Source organism: Paenibacillus sp. NPDC055715 (assembly GCF_053617595.1).
On the sequence record NZ_JBSHGA010000007.1, the window covers coordinates 233,079 to 248,087 of the forward strand.

Sequence of the window (15,009 nt, forward strand, 5' to 3'; positions counted from 1 at the left end):
GTGTCATCGGATACAGATGGTACCTCCCAACCAACTGGTGATCGCGCTATTCTGACTGTAACAATGGACAATGGATTTGATAAGGAATTCGATCTGAGTAAGAAAGAACTAAATGCCTTCATCGCTTGGTATGACGCTAAAGATGCTGGTAGAGGTCCTTCATTCTTTGCCATTGATAAACACAATAACAACAAAGGACCATTCAGCAACCGTAAAGACTATGTAATATTCAATAAAATCCTCACGTTTGAAGTAAGCGAGTATTCAACTAAATAACCAACAAGAAGGACTCTTTTCGGCTACAAGCCGTTAGAGTCCTTTTTCACATCTACTCTGAATTCAAATTGCTTACGAAAGAAATAAGATCCGTTAATCTTGATGGATTCCGGTGTAATCTTCTCTATTGCATCGCCGTAATCTACAACCTCCACTATATCATACTCAACGGCTGGACTACATATACTCTTACCTGGCTTAATGCAGCTGCGAACAGTTCTATATCCGATCGGTGAATGGTGTGGTAATTCCTTCAACAAAAAATCTCCGCCGACCAGTTAAGGTTAGCGGGGATTTTTGTTTAATGAGAGCAGTGAGGGTTATCTCTTCGGCTCTTTTTTTGTTATACCCATACCTCTTGAATCACAAGGGCATCATCAGGCTATCTGCTTGTGTAGCGAGCGGACAAACTATCGTAAAAAAGTCAGATAAGTTGAGACAATATGTGTACTTATATACGCAATTGACAAATGGAAAAAAGTTGAATATCCTGTGAATATGCGGTAAATTGAAAAGGAGGATTTGGGGATAGTTGAAGAGGTTGTCACATCTTTGTTGCATATTTTTACTTAATCTAAGTAATTGATCATTGTCCAAATATGTTATATTATTGGATAAAAATGTAACTAAGGAGGGGTTTTATGTTTAATAAGTCGATTCTTGAAACCATAACTGATATAGACTTGTTAGCTGACATGCTACGTGCAGAATTTTCGCTCGAAGGATGGGACGCTATGGTTCATATCGCAGACAAGCTTTATTCTTCGATACAAAAACTATATGAAGAAAATCAACTGCGGCAAGCTAAAGGACAACCGAAAATTAGAACGAAACTCAAACGAAACATTGCCTACTATTTTGGTTTTTCCAATCTCGCCAAGGGTATCGCACTCCAAAAACAGGGCAATTACGTTGCTGCCCGAGATTGTATCGAAAAATATGCAGAATTGGGATGGATATATGGATTACAGCAAGAAGGACAAGAAGAGGTTGCTAACTTCAAGATGCTTGCAAAGGCAAATACATATACTCTAGATTTACTAGAGGGAAAGATGGATATACTCAGGGAGTACGTCCAGTTCATCAAACAAAGCGAAGATGAAGAGCTACTACCGGGGATTATAACAGTGCTTGAATCATCGCTTGCCCATAATTACAATGTAGATTGGGTTCTAGAAGAGTTCAGAGCTGAGTTGGATGCTCTGGACGGAGAGTACGAAACAGATGCTAACATACGATACTATGTAGACCATCTTTACCTTATCGCTCTATATCAGTTCAATAATGGTACTATTTACAATGCAGTAAGTACTACCATTCAAGGATTGAGAATGAGTGATAAGCTAAAGGACGATACAGGATACAAAAAGCTCAATGCGTTGTTCGTCGCTTTTAGAGATAAAGCGACTAAAGAGCAAATAAGTGAATATAATGCATTGAACAAAAAAATTCTGGAGAGGGTGTTGAAAAGTGAAAAAGGCATTTTGTATGATGGCGGTAGCATTGTTTCTGTTAGGTAGTGTAGGCACCTTAATCGTCCCTACAGGATCAACCATAATATCCACGAATAATCACGGAATGAACTCCTAATATTTCATTGAATAACTAAGTTGAAAACCCTTCGCTGATGGAAGGGTTTTTGTATTACATATCAAATCTAAATCCCGAACAATATAAAACGTAAAAACACCCCACCAGCTTAGCCGGTAGGGTGTCACCGATCTTTCGGATTCCACAACAGTGCTTCCATATGTATTGTTATAAGCATATGGTTGGGATGACATTGTGCATGCACATATTTGTTCCATGCCGATCCCTCAATTGATCTAATAGTGTACAGTTTAAGAAACAACCAAACGTCTGGCTTTTTCTCAAACTGATTTATTCAAGAATATGGTCATTCTATAGAATAAATTCGCTCCCTCTAAATATTTTAAAGTTTATCAATAAACTCTTGGGCTAAACGCTTTGAAGTAAATCTAGGACAGCCTACAATATTTATCATTAGCCCTAATACTCCAGATATGATTGCAATCACAACAGAAGCACCTAAATTCTCAAATAAATAGTCACCTATCATCCAGCCCGCTATACCACAAGCTAGACCAAATACAACAGTCATAATTAGACATGTTACAGGAACAAAAAGAAGAAGTAGGCACACGATAAAAACCCAAGCACCAACCCACCATTCTCCCTCTGGCCACCAAGTTCTATCAGCCCATCTACCAGCGACTACAGACACCATCAGGATTTCGCATAGAACAAATATTTCTGCTAAACCCGCAGTTTTGTAATCTCTAATACCCTCCGCTACTTCTCTTCTAATACTCAATACAATCACCCTTACGCACGTAAACACGCATGTTGATATTATAAGCTTGCATACACTTAAAAACACCCCACCAAAGTAGCCAGTAGGGTGTCACCGATGCTTTCGGATTGCACAACGATACTTCCGTATGTGTTAGGCTAAGTATAATCAAATTGGGCTATTTTGTAAATATCAATAGAAAATATCTACAAGATCATATATACTATTTTTATAAAATTATTGATTATTATCTTAATTATATTAGGAGTGTTATTATGAAGTACTTCTTTTCTATTTTTATTCCCCCACTAGCTATCATTCTATGCGGAAAGCCTTGGCAGGCATTTTTAAATGTCATTTTGTGCTGTATTGGCTGGGTTCCTGCAGTAATTCATGCAGTGGTGGTAGTGAACAATTATAATGCTGATCCCCGAAACGAGGAACTTATTAGAGCGGTAAAGCAAGCCAGACAATTCCCTAGGTAACCAGAAATCCCAGAGAAATCTCGGGTATTAATATTCTGTAAAATATCTAGGATTAAGTCATAGAATTGTTTCCGGCTGCTTTTAGAGTCCACTTTGTTTAAGAATGAATATTATTCCAAAAAAAGCTGGTGGTAAGAATGATAGATCGTGTCTGCCGCAACTTTTTTTCAGTTATTCTGTTATATATGATAAAAAAATGAAATTAGCAGATTCACTTTATATTCCCTTGTCCTTCACGAGTGATGCAATTGAACTATTAAATTTAACTTTAAAATCAAGACAGCACTTTTCGAGAATTTCAATGTAAACAATTGCTATTGATAGTTAAAAGGGACGGCAGCTAATAAGTTCTTCTAACATTAAACTCATATCGCCAATTGTGAAGTCTTCCAAATTATCGGGGAAAGGTCTTTTCAGAATCTCTATCTCTAAAGGCCTATTGAACCTTATTTTCCTAATTACCTCCTTTGTAAAGTAATTCGCGGTCTCAGTTTCCGCAAATTCCCGATAATTGTTTTTCAGTTTAAGCATTCTTTGTTCCAAAGACTCCCATGTAACAATCTCTTCTTCCTCGAAATCAGGTATCTCTAATTTTTCTATTTTAACATTAGGCTTCTTTAAGTAATTAAACCACTTCAATGTTTGTCCTCCTGTATAAAGAATACCCCCACCAGCTTTAGCCAGTAGGGTGTCACCGATGCTTTCGGATTTATATGGTAAGTATATACCGATTGGATAAAATTGTAAATATTAGATTTTCCGCATCCAGTGTGTACAGATGGCTGCGCACGACCGTAAGCGGCGTCCGAATATCGTGTGACAGATCGGCGACCAACCTTTTCCGCAAATCTTCCTCCTGACGCTCACGTCCCCGGCTCTCTGCCAACTGCTCAACCATCTGATTGAACGCTTCCTCCAGCTTGCCGATTTCATCCGGTCGTCCGGTGCTGACGGGAATGGGTAATCCATCCTCTCCCCGTTGCGACATGACCGCCTGAAGCCGCACCAGTCTGCGCCGAATGCCTCCATAAAACAGGAGAAATACGAATATAAAAGCTGCAAGCACCAATACAATAAAAAAGAGGTAGTACAGCAATCTGCTACTATCTGTAGGCGGCTGTTCAAAGAACGAACGGGGAACTTTTAATGGCATATAGCCCCGATTCACATCATCCTTGCCCCCGCCAATAAAGGCCACTAAAGTAAAGGCCCCTCAATGCTTATTTGCTTCATAAAAGCTATAGCCAGTGCCGCATTCCATTGCTTTGGAATGTTAGGTTGTGTGGGTAGCTCCAGCCTTGTTTTCCCGGTTGCATCCACCCAAAATATCTGAGAATCGGGAAACGTATCCCGCTGTATTTTTCGCAGATGGGCTGAGATTTGCTCTGGTGTGGCTCCCTTCAAGGCTACAGCTTCGCGATGCCAGTTATTTTCGGTATGGTTACTGGAAGGGTAATATGGATTTTTAGGCTTGAGATTCTTCTCCCAGTTAGACAACATGCTATATATAAGCATCGTGGCAGGCAGCACCGTCGGCAACAGCATCATGGCAACTACAATAATGACCAGATAGCGGAACAACAGCGAACTTCGGAAACGTGTTCCCTTCTCTGCTCCAGGCTTACGGCGTAACCTTCTCCATCCCTTTCGCAGTCCGTTCATTATGCCTTTACCCGATAGCCTACACCACGGATCGTCTCAATGATGCGGGGAACCGCAGGATCAACCTCTAGCTTTTCGCGCAGATGCCGGATGTGAACCATTAAGGTTTTGTCCCCGTCGATATATGGATCGCCCCACACGGCTTCATACATTTGCTCCTTCGTCATAATCTGGCCCAAATGCCGGAGCAAATAAGCGAAAATATGATATTGCTTGCCTGTTAACGTAATTTCTTCCCCGGTATCACGATTCACAATATGGTTATCAGGAGGGTACACCGTGAGATGTCCCAGTTGTAAGGATTCTTCGGGCACAGTTCCCGATCGACGCAGCAAAATCTCCATTCGTGCAATGAGCTCATCCGGGTGAAAAGGCTTTGTCACATAATCGTCGGCAAAATCCAGCCCTTGCAGCTTATCGTCAATGGAAGTACGTGCTGACAGCATAAGAATCGGAAGCTCGGGCCGCTCCTTCTTGAGCCTTTTTCCAATCGTAAATCCATCCAGACCGGGTAGCATCACATCCAGAATCACAAGCTGGCATGTATGGGATGCTTCCACAGCTCCATCTCCGCTGCGCAGCCATACCACAGCGTAATGCCGCTCTTCCAAATACTGATGCATCCAAGCGCCGATATCCTGATCGTCCTCGATATATAACACACTTGTTTTCATTCACGCACACCTGCTTATCGTTTTTCTTTTATTGTAATGGGCATTATAGCATTTATGGTACATAACCCGCGTAAAAAGGTTAATAACTACCTTATACGACATATGCTACATGATTTCAAATTCTACTGCTCTCAAAATAGGAGGAATGCCATATGTTGCTGGAAGCGATATACCATCATCCGAAGCGAAATTGGGCTTTTGGTTATAACGATGCAACCATATTTTTACGGCTTCGTGTGAAGAAAAATGACCTGACCGCTGTACACGCTCTAACCGGAGACAAATACGACTGGGAGCGCACCCGACAACTCGTTCCGATGTCCAAATTCGCCACCGACGGCAGATTTGATTACTACGAGTGTACCGTAAAGCCCACTCATCGCCGGCTGAAATATGGATTTTTGCTGGAAGACGGAGAAGAACAAATATGGATGAACGAGGACGACTTTACCACCCAGGAGCCTCAAAATGCAGACAGCCTGTTCCAATACCCGTTTTTGAATCCAATTGATATTCTCAAGCCGCCTGCATGGGTGAAGGATGCGGTATTTTATCAGATTTTCCCGGAACGCTTTGCAAACGGTGACCCCTCCATTAGCCCGGAAGGTGTAGAGGCATGGGGCGGCACACCGCGAAGAGACAATTTTTTCGGTGGCGATCTACAAGGCATTCTGGATCATCTGGACCACCTGAACGAGCTGGGGATTAACGCCATATATATGACTCCTGTGTTCAAGGCGACGACCAATCATAAATACGATACCGAGGATTATATGGAGGTGGACCCGCATTTTGGGGACAAGGAGACGCTAAAAAAACTGGTGGATGCCTGCCACGACCGGGGAATCCGGATACTGTTCGATGCAGTGTTCAACCATTCGGGACGTACCTTTAAGCCGTTCGTGGATGTGCTGGAAAAAGGCGAAGCCTCGCCTTACAAGGACTGGTTCCACGTACATAGCTTCCCGCTGGAAGTGGTTGATGATACACCGACCTACGATACCTTCGGGCTGGAACCGATGATGCCCAAGCTGAACACGGAGCATCCCGAGGTGAAAAAGTACCTGCTGAACGTGGCAAAACATTGGATCGAAGAGATCGGCATCGACGGGTGGCGGCTGGATGTGGCAGATGAGGTGGACCACGCCTTTTGGCGGGAGTTCCGCACCACGGTCAAACAGGCTAACCCGGATGCGTACATTCTGGGTGAAATATGGAATGAATCGTCTGAATGGCTACAGGGTGACCAGTTCGATGCAACGATGAATTATCCTTTTACTCACGCAGTGAATGATTTTTTCGTCAAAAAAGCAACCGATGCCCAAAGCTTCGCCTTTGCCATCGGACGGCAGTTGGCCCGCTATCCGCAACAGGTATCCGAGGTTGCCTTCAATCTGCTGGATAGCCACGACACGCCGCGCCTCCTGACGCTGTGCGGCGATGACAAGCGGCTAGTGCGGCTGGCCGCACTGTTTCAGTTCACGTACATGGGCGCGCCCTGCATCTATTACGGTGATGAAATTGGTCTGGATGGAGATGCGGATCCAGGCTGCCGCAAGTGCATGGAGTGGGACCCCTGCAAGCAGGACCGCGAGCTGTTCGACTTTTACCGCGAGCTGATTGCGCTGCGTAAGGAACATCCTGCGCTGCGTGCTGCGGGATGCCTCACTTTTCTGGAGGCAGAGCCGGAGGGCGCAGCACTCGCCTATGAGCGCCGCAGTGAGGAAGAGGTGCTGCTCGTGCTGCTTAACCGTTCCGGTAAGAACCACGTCTTGGAGTTGGATATTCCCGAGCAGGAATGGGAATTGGCTTTTGGCGAAAGCCAGTGGTCCGCAGGAGCGAAGGGCTTGCGCGCCGAGCTTCCACCCTACGGCTACGCCGTACTGAAGACAGCGCCTGCGAAAAAAGGTGGGGGAAAGCCATAATAAGGATATAAGCCTATGTAAGACACATATGTCAAACAGCGAGAACCATCGGAAACAGTGTGGTACCTGTTCCCGATGGTTTATTGAGCTATCTATGAATATTTTATATGGTAATCTCGGTGATCCTTTGACTCTTTTTATTGGGTAAGTATTACAAATAATACGTTCCAATCATTGTAGCAGAGCTAGAATAATCAAAACACCTAACGAAAAATGTCACCTAGAATTTTAACACTCTCAATCTTAATCAGGTATAATCTCTTTAACTGCGGCACCCTCAGCAAGGCTACTTAATTCGATCTGTTTCTTATACTTTTCTAACAGTTCCACTAATTCCGAAGGTTCTGTTTCTTGTGTAGCTAGCTTATTATAAAATGTGATGACATCCTCGTTAAGATGGGGATTTTCATCTAGAACACTGGATAATTGCGTTATATATTTCTCATCATGCTTTTTGAACTCGGCCTCCATAATATCCTGTATAGAACCTTTTATGTCTCCCATTTCTTTTTTTACCAGGTATCTATTCCATAAAATTTCTGAATTATTGGGTTCCTCATTCAAAGCCAGAGTAAATTCCCTAATCGCTTCTTTTAGATCACCTAAATTGTAGTAACATATTGCTCTAATATTATAATGTACAGCAGATGATTTAATAGAATGCATCTTCGCTAATTCAATTCCTTCAGTCAGGAACCCTATAGCGTTATTTAAAAGTGAATGACGCTTTTGTTTGTCTTTTTTAAACTTATGGCTATAATCCAAAAAAGCATGTCCTAAACTTCTTAAGTATACATGTTTACTTTTGTAATTATCTGTTTTAGCAACGCAAAATTTATACATTTTAATTGCCAATTCATAGTCTTTTGTGAAAGAATAACATCTTCCTAGAGTGTCAAAATATTCAGGTTGAATATAACTCTTTTCTGCTCTTTCCATACCATATTCAAAAAAAGAAATAGCTTTAACATAGTTTTTCTTAAGATAGTATACTTTCCCAACTTTAAATAACCAATCACAGTCTACAATTTTTGATTGCAGGAGAGTTTCCTCCTTCTCCTGCAACTTGTCAGAATCATGATTCTCCTCATTGATACTGTCAATAATTTCCTCAGCTAATGCTAGTATCTTTTCCTCATCTTCAGATTCGGGAATTAAGTCTACCATGCCATCCTCTGAAATAATAGCGATTACACATTTACCGTTCTCATTCTGTTCATCAATATCTCTAAGCTTATGCCAGTAGCGATGCGCAGAATTATAACGAGCCCCACGACTAGCATCTCCTATATCTCCCTTAGCGATACCATCCAGAATGACACCAATTGCATGACAGTTTCCATCAATATCAAAATAAATTGCACCGTCAATAGCAGTTAGGAATTTTATGTATTCCGGGTTTATGATGCCTGGTTCAATTAATGTTGACTGTTTACTTAACCTCTCCATCTCACATTTAGCAATCTCCGGTTCTGTGATAACTACCATAGTTCCATGCTTTTGTTCCCGAGCCTTACGGACAATCTGATCCAATTTCTCAAGTTTCCGATTGACCATGTCATCATGATCAGACTGTCCTTCCCAAAAAACACTTTTTAGAAGATGGATAAACTTCTCGGAAGTGTAACCTTCTTCTCCAAGTCTTGGGTTTTTAAAAGAAACGGATACCAGTCGAGTTTCTACCAAACTAAGATCTGAGCGATAAAACTTCCTGTCATCATTTACTAAAAGTTCACCATAATTTGATCGTTTTGCATCCGTTCTAACGAGAACCAGATTGCACTTGGAAAGTCCATTAAAATCCAGTCTTAATATCAGAGCACCCTCTTGTAAATTCCAGTTTATCTCACCCAAGCCATGGATCTCGTTATGATCAGCGATAAGATAAAGGTCCTTATCTATATTTGTTAATTCAAGCAGCTTACGTATACGTTTGGAATCGTCCAGCCTAATGCGGTCTTCTTTAGTGAATTTCACGGTAAAACGAATAAGAGGTTGCTCCTTAATAACCATTTCATTCATGAACAAAATGGAGCCAAAGGGACTTGTACCTTCATATGTTTTAGTAGATATTTCATCTACTTTCTCAAGTAGATTATTCACATAATACTTACTTTGAAGCATATGATCATATTGAACTTCAATTTTAAGACTCGTAGCTTCAATAAGACATTGTTGCATCTTTCCAAAAAACAATCTTGTTAATCTTCTGGTAAATTGAAGACTGTCTTCGTTATACTTTGTGTCGATTTGATTATCATTATTCATCGTAATAGCATTAAATTGGGTATCTAAAGAAAAATAATCACTAAAGAAATAATCCATTATCATTCTTAGAAAAGATATTTCGGGTTCTTGATAAAAAAGCTTCCTACTCTCATACTCTACATTTCGTACTTCCACTATATATACGACATTATATAATGCTTGGCCATTATAAAAAGGTAACTGATTAGAATAAATAATCTTGGTATCAAGTATGCTATTCTCAACGTTTATATCCTGTTCTATTTCTATTTCATTTTCAGTATTCTTTGAATCTTCGTCATTATTAATGTCTGCCTGATACGGTTGTTGCTTTTGCCTATCAAAATAACTCTTAATATCGCCGTAACTATCAACCACTGCCGAAAAATCAGCTTTTAACTCAGCATATACGTTCGATACATCTTGTAGGGTATCTTGAGAGACCGGTTTCCCATCTTCGCGACTACTCGCAATGGTTTTTTTTATTCTAATATTTTGAGTGAGAGATTTTTTTCCGTTATAAACAAGGGCGTAGAGCTTGATATGAATCCTTTTATTTAACTTTTTTAAGATCCCCTCCAAACTGCTATACACAACCTCATTCAACACGTCAATATATTCAACTTTGGTTCCCAAAAAATCGCCTCTTTCAAATGTAGTTCTTATAGCCTATTTCTCTACATAATAGCATACGTATTTACAATTATCACCATGGATAATTTTTTAGAAAATACAAGAAATCTGATTTCAATTTAAAATCCATAAAAACTTTTTCTATATCATCACAGCGCTGTTTTTAATCTACCGTGTTTATTGAAATGCCTTTAATCAAGCTGTAAACTTCCAATACACATACAAACACTCCCAGAACGGTGCTATAATATGTTCAGGTAAGCGCTGATTGAGCATGCGAATTGTGAAAGGGGTGGTTTATTTGGAACATACAACCACGATACGCACAGAGCTGGAGCAATTCATGGCACGAGAAGGCCTAAGCATAACCCAATTTTGCGAAATGGCAGATGTAGAAACGGAGACAGTCGATGCGATTTTGGGCAAAAAAATGCCATTCTCGGTAGAGCAACTGGATCGGGTTACATACGGTATGGGACTGAATCCAGGCCATTTTTATGAGCATTACATCAAAGAATATCTGGTCGAAGTTGTACCCGATTGGCGTTACATTAAACCTTTTTTATACCGATGTGAAGAACTGGACAAACTGGATTGCATTCGGCAAACCAGTTTGTTAGGGTTGGATAACAAGACTTACGCTCCTCTATTGTTCGAAGTAGCTGAGGATTTTTTCATACATGACAAACACGCCGCAGCAGCCCTTCTCTACAGAAATATTGTTAAAAGGGAGGGCGGCCGACGTTCAGAACGCTTGGCCTTGTGTCAGTATCGCTTGTTTATTCTTGGGCTGGGACCCAATAAACAGAAAAACGTAGATGCTGCTAACCGGGTTTTTTCCCTTTTGGATCAGCTTGACGACATAGACCGACTCGACGCATTAAGAGAACTGGCGATTGCCTATTCGCAAAGGGAATTATGGGATTTAGCCAAGGACTTGGCTCAGGATATGGACGATGAGGCTAATATTCAATACCTTCTCATGCACCAACCTAATAAAGTTAATCAGGAACCACTCAAAAAGCCACAAAGACCAATGTTCTTTTATATGGCCTATTCTAACTATCTTCGTGCGAACATTTGTGAGGCCCAAGGAAGCTACAAGCAAGCGCTACAATATACGTACGCGTATGCTAATCTAAGCTGGGTGAAGGAAACGGATGAGGAAACCCAATACTGGCTGAACAAATGCAAGGAATGGGCACGGTCTGGTATATTTTTATATAAAATGCTAAGCGGAGATGTAAGCGCCATTTTGGACTATGTGACATGCATTGAAGCTTCACAAACGGAGCTGATGTCGGGTTTATTCAAAATCGTCAGAGCCGCCAATCAGCAGGATATCAAGGTTGATTATTTTCTTAACAAGTTCGAAACAGACATTACAGCCTTTATGGCGCGGGAAAAAGCTATCGTTACGTATACACACAAGATCACGCCAGATTTATATATTCTTTTTCTATATGAGCTGGCTCACTATTATTTAAGCAGAGGGGCATTTGACGTTGGTTTTCAATATCTAATCGACGGTTTGGAAAAAGCCTTTGAGGTCGATAATAAATCCTGTATCATTAATTATATTGGGCTTTATGAGCATTCCCGATTATTTGCGTCCCGTGAAACTGATGCAGAGTATACGAGATTAATGACCGGAATGTACTTAAAAGATGATGACTAACTCAAACTAAACTCAAACAACGCGCGCCGAATGGGTATCGACGCGCGTTGGCTACATAACTTTTTAACGGATTACTTATTTTGAATATCTGTTCTTACGACCCCGACATCAGAAGCATTGATAGAAATAGGGTTGCCACCTTGTCCTGTCTGAGCTGAAGAAGATTGTCTGACGTCTACCGAAATTCTTTTATTTTTAAAACCGCTCCGTCTCTTCCTTCCCAAAGCAATTACCTCCTTAAAATACTTTGATTTTCCTTTAATCTCTCATTTGCGAGCCCTGTTCAGACGGATATAAGCCATCCTTGAGTTGATCTCAACTGCGAAGAGATATGTTATATGAATATGCTAGAGTAGGAGAAGTTGTATCGGCAAATAGCAGATCATAGAGAAAAGAGGCTTTACTAACAAAACACTACAAGTAAATATCACAACCTATTTTAATGAGTAAATGGGGTTCGGCTAACGCCGAATAAATAACCCAGACGTTGAGTGAACCTCATACCCTTATTTTTCAGTCTCGTACTTTATTTTCTTCTAACACTTATGACTCTATTCGCTTATTCACATGTTTATAACTATGCAATATCCTATAAACAAGAAAAACACTTGGTTCCCAATCTTCGCTACCCGCCATCCGATACCATAGGTCAGTTTCATCCTTCCGGACTTTAAACGTTTGTCATACTTTTGCATAGGCGTAATCCATAATAGGATGATGTCTCTCATCTTCAGCATATAGACAAATCGAAATATCCATTAATCGAACAACGACCGGCCGACATTTCATTTAACCATGGTGAAAATACAAATTTTTCTTCGAATAGAGTAATAACAATTCCATAGATATGGGACAACCACACCGGAAGCGCAGGGAATGGACTCGGCTCAGTTGGCAGAAATGATGGATGCTTTTCGTAACCGCCATGTGCACAGTATGGTCATCATACGTAATGGATACCTGGTAGCTGAAGCAATGCTGATAATCAAGTGGACTCGCTGATTACGTCCGTGGACCAAAGGCTCTCTGATTTTTTTCCCGAGCTTCCTAAAATTCTGTTAAAATACGAAATTGCGATCAAGCACCTGCTTAGCATGTAGTTAATCATGGATAAACGTGTATGTGTTCCACCAAGTTAACAAGCCAAAAATTATAAACTTTTACCTGCAAAAAACACAAGACACTACTGGAAAAATTTATTATACTAGATATTGGAAACGGTTGCAAAAGTGCAATCATTCACATTTTTGAAAGGTGGGAAAGTAATGAAACCAAAGAGCAAAGGTAAGTTGCTGCTTTTATCATTGGCGATGGCTGTTTATGGTGTCGGGGCCAACAGCGGACATGCGGCAGCAGCGGATCCCCCGTGGCCTGGCATGTATGAAAATGACGGAAGAACTCCGCACACCATCCATATGTCGAACAGCAAAACCGGCTCCACCCTCAATCTGGTCACCCAATATGGGGCCAATACGGCGGATTCTGCTGCGGACGATGCAGCCAAGATCCGCGCCGCCATAGCTGCGGCAAAAGCGGGCGATGAAATCTATTTACCGAATGGGACGTATAACTTAAATTCCCCAGATCCCAATGATACATCCACTCATTTTCAGCTTAAATCGGGTGTTAATATCCGTGGAGAAAGCCAATTGGGTGTTGTGTTGAAATCAAATTTCGACAATACTGACAAAACCTCTAACCCCATTACCTATTACGTCATGCGTGGGAAAGGGGTTAATAACGTTTATTTAAAAAATTTCAGCATCACTTCTATTTGGAACAAAACATATTCTTCCGACTCGACCACGAGTAACCCTGATGCCGGTGGGCCTAATCATGGCATCCAAATCCTGTACGACAGCACTACTAGCAATAAGTCATACAATGTTACGATTGACCGGATAACCATCGAGAAGTTCAAAAACAATGCCATTAAAATTACGAAGGCTCAGGATGTCGTAGTCCAGAACTGCACAATTAAGAATGCGACGGACGTAGGTGGAGCCGGAGCGGGTTACGGCATTGTGTTAGAAGGTACTTATCATGAGGATCATATCGGACAGAATGACGATTCTGCACGCAACGTGGCGCAGAATAACACAATCCTCGGTCCTTATATCCGCCATGGAGTTCTTTTGCAAAACTACACGCATAATAACGTGATTCGTAACAACACCATCACGAATAGCGCCCTTGATGCCATCGATCTACATGGCGAAGATGAATATTTGAACGAAGTATACGCCAATACCATTACGGGTGTCTCTAGGGGAGGTGGAGTGGGGCTAGGCAACTCCGGCGGGACTACCTATATTCATGATGCGACAGGTTCATATAACTATATCCACGATAATGTTATTGACAGCAGCAAGTACGGTGTTTGGGTACTGTTTGACACACCAGACACGACCATCGAGCGAAACACGATCCGAAATTTTTATAAAGTTTCCAATTCATCAGGAATTTATTTGGGGAAAGCGCCCAGAACTATTATTCGAAGCAATTTGATCGATGGGAACGGCGCAACTGGTTTCTGGGGCATTCATCTTGCCGGCGATAGCGGCACAGGTACTTCGACGGCAGGAAATCCTGATTATACCGATATCATCAATAACAAGGTGACGGGTAACAGCGGAGGTATCAAAATAACAGCAGGATCCGGCGTTGAGCTTGGAGGCAACACGGTGAGCGGAAATACAACAAACACCAGCTATAGCGTAGCTGTAGGGTCAATTGCCCCTGACGCGATACCGCCTTCACCTCCGAGCGGCTTGCAAGCAACAACCGTTGGGAAAACGAGAGTAACCTTATCCTGGACAGCCGGCACTGGCGCAAACCGATATCTCATCTATGCCGGAAGTACGCTGGTCGGCACGACGGAGGGACAAACAAGCTACGAAGTAGTCAACTTGCTAACGGGTACCAATTACAGCTTTACGATCATGGGCAGCGATAACGGTGGTAACCTTTCGGCAGCAAGTAATGCCTTGACAGTCACCACTTTGCAGTAACGGAAACTAAGCATTTTAAATAATTGACTCATATCAAACGTTTAATTGTATTGCCGAAGAATTCCTATCAAAATGTGTAAGAGTAACCGTTAGATGGCGAGGTA

At 41.6% G+C, this 15,009-nt stretch carries 10 protein-coding genes and 3 pseudogenes; 6 read left to right on the forward strand and 7 right to left on the reverse strand.

What is annotated here, in order from left to right; translation table 11 throughout:
- Nucleotides 1-276, forward strand: a pseudogene (locus tag ACWGOO_RS14340) (SPRY domain-containing protein); the annotation flags it as partial.
- Nucleotides 277-299: 23 nt separating this feature from the next.
- Here ACWGOO_RS14340 and ACWGOO_RS14345 read toward each other — a convergent pair.
- Nucleotides 300-514 (reverse strand): annotated as a pseudogene (locus ACWGOO_RS14345) (hypothetical protein).
- A 403-nt stretch (nucleotides 515-917) separates the two neighbouring features.
- Here ACWGOO_RS14345 and ACWGOO_RS14350 point away from each other — a divergent pair.
- Nucleotides 918-1,796 carry a DNA-binding protein gene (locus ACWGOO_RS14350; RefSeq protein WP_452484423.1) on the forward strand — a complete coding sequence of 293 codons (879 nt, stop codon included), beginning with the start codon at nucleotides 918-920 and terminating at the stop codon, nucleotides 1,794-1,796.
- 413 nt (nucleotides 1,797-2,209) lie between these two features.
- On the opposite strand, the gene ACWGOO_RS14355 is transcribed toward ACWGOO_RS14350, so the two are convergent.
- Nucleotides 2,210-2,611 carry a hypothetical protein gene (locus ACWGOO_RS14355; protein WP_452484425.1) on the reverse strand — a complete coding sequence of 134 codons (402 nt, stop codon included), beginning with the start codon at nucleotides 2,609-2,611 and terminating at the stop codon, nucleotides 2,210-2,212.
- Between the two features lie 254 nt (nucleotides 2,612-2,865).
- Between ACWGOO_RS14355 and ACWGOO_RS14360 the strand changes: the two genes are divergently transcribed.
- A complete protein-coding gene (locus tag ACWGOO_RS14360) occupies nucleotides 2,866-3,075 on the forward strand; it encodes a YqaE/Pmp3 family membrane protein (protein ID WP_225999311.1) in 210 nt (69 codons plus the stop codon).
- A gap of 324 nt (nucleotides 3,076-3,399) precedes the next feature.
- Here ACWGOO_RS14360 and ACWGOO_RS14365 read toward each other — a convergent pair whose 3' ends face one another.
- The 3 genes and pseudogenes from ACWGOO_RS14365 to ACWGOO_RS14375 form a co-directional block, all read right to left on the reverse strand.
- Complete coding sequence (locus ACWGOO_RS14365; protein WP_452484427.1) at nucleotides 3,400-3,714, reverse strand: hypothetical protein; 315 nt, start codon at nucleotides 3,712-3,714, stop codon at nucleotides 3,400-3,402.
- A gap of 112 nt (nucleotides 3,715-3,826) precedes the next feature.
- A pseudogene (locus tag ACWGOO_RS14370) lies at nucleotides 3,827-4,737 on the reverse strand (HAMP domain-containing protein); the annotation flags it as partial.
- On the reverse strand, nucleotides 4,737-5,411 hold the full coding sequence (locus ACWGOO_RS14375; protein WP_452484429.1) for a response regulator transcription factor: 675 nt from the start codon (nucleotides 5,409-5,411) through the stop codon (nucleotides 4,737-4,739). The gene ACWGOO_RS14375 and the pseudogene ACWGOO_RS14370, both read right to left, overlap by 1 nt.
- A gap of 152 nt (nucleotides 5,412-5,563) precedes the next feature.
- Between ACWGOO_RS14375 and ACWGOO_RS14380 the strand changes: the two genes are divergently transcribed.
- On the forward strand, nucleotides 5,564-7,336 hold the full coding sequence (locus ACWGOO_RS14380) for an alpha-glycosidase (protein ID WP_452484431.1): 1,773 nt from the start codon (nucleotides 5,564-5,566) through the stop codon (nucleotides 7,334-7,336).
- 243 nt (nucleotides 7,337-7,579) lie between these two features.
- On the opposite strand, the gene ACWGOO_RS14385 is transcribed toward ACWGOO_RS14380, so the two are convergent.
- Nucleotides 7,580-10,219, reverse strand: coding sequence for a tetratricopeptide repeat protein (locus ACWGOO_RS14385; RefSeq protein ID WP_452484433.1), 2,640 nt, complete (start codon nucleotides 10,217-10,219; stop codon nucleotides 7,580-7,582).
- Between the two features lie 298 nt (nucleotides 10,220-10,517).
- On the opposite strand from ACWGOO_RS14385, the gene ACWGOO_RS14390 reads away from it, so the two are divergent.
- The gene (locus ACWGOO_RS14390) at nucleotides 10,518-11,894 is read left to right on the forward strand and encodes a tetratricopeptide repeat protein (protein WP_452484435.1); all 1,377 of its coding nucleotides are present in this window, start codon (nucleotides 10,518-10,520) and stop codon (nucleotides 11,892-11,894) included.
- 71 nt (nucleotides 11,895-11,965) lie between these two features.
- Here ACWGOO_RS14390 and ACWGOO_RS14395 read toward each other — a convergent pair whose 3' ends face one another.
- On the reverse strand, nucleotides 11,966-12,118 hold the full coding sequence (locus ACWGOO_RS14395; protein WP_170970763.1) for a hypothetical protein: 153 nt from the start codon (nucleotides 12,116-12,118) through the stop codon (nucleotides 11,966-11,968).
- Nucleotides 12,119-13,159: 1,041 nt separating this feature from the next.
- Here ACWGOO_RS14395 and ACWGOO_RS14400 point away from each other — a divergent pair.
- Nucleotides 13,160-14,905, forward strand: coding sequence for a right-handed parallel beta-helix repeat-containing protein (locus ACWGOO_RS14400; RefSeq protein ID WP_452484437.1), 1,746 nt, complete (start codon nucleotides 13,160-13,162; stop codon nucleotides 14,903-14,905).
- Nucleotides 14,906-15,009: the final 104 nt, after the last annotated feature.